The sequence below is a fragment of the Treponema endosymbiont of Eucomonympha sp. genome (assembly GCF_001028545.1).
This window is the reverse complement of the sequence record NZ_BBPW01000545.1, coordinates 1-488: the sequence shown is the minus strand read 5'-3', so window position 1 is coordinate 488 and position 488 is coordinate 1. Positions and strand designations below refer to the sequence as shown.

Annotated in this window: 1 protein-coding gene; it reads left to right on the top strand. The window is 61.5% G+C overall.

Annotated features, from left to right (window positions below):
- Positions 1-17: 17 nt before the first annotated feature.
- Positions 18-488 (top strand): tetrahydrodipicolinate N-succinyltransferase N-terminal domain-containing protein (locus AWU74_RS07980; protein ID WP_306701096.1); only part of this gene is annotated, 471 nt, incomplete at its 3' end.

The window sequence follows — 488 nt, the reverse complement described above, 5'->3', positions numbered from 1 at the left end:
TCCATGAGGACGGGGGCGTGCTGGATACCTGGTACCCTGAGCCTCAGCTGGGCTGCCCCGACGACTCTTCCGCCCCTGCTGATCTGCACCGAGTAACCGAAGCTGGTCGTGACGCTATCCGCAATGTGCACACTGAGGTGGTGCACACTGTCATCGATCTCGACGCCGCGCCGGTCGACGTTTCCGACGCATATTTGCGCCTGCACCTTCTGTCGTCCCGCTTAGCTATTCCCCGCACCATCAACCTCGATGGCATCTTCGGCGTACTCCCAAACAATGCCTGGACGACGATCGGCCCGATCCGCATGGCCGATCTCGAAAAGGCCCGCATGGAGGCACGCATTGCCCATGCCCCCTTCACCGTTCTTCTGATCGACAAATTCCCGCGCATGGTTGACTTTGTCGTCCCCACTGGTGTGCGCATTGGTGACGCCGACCGAGTCCGCCTGGGGGCTCACCTAGCCGTGGGAACCACCGTCATGCACGAA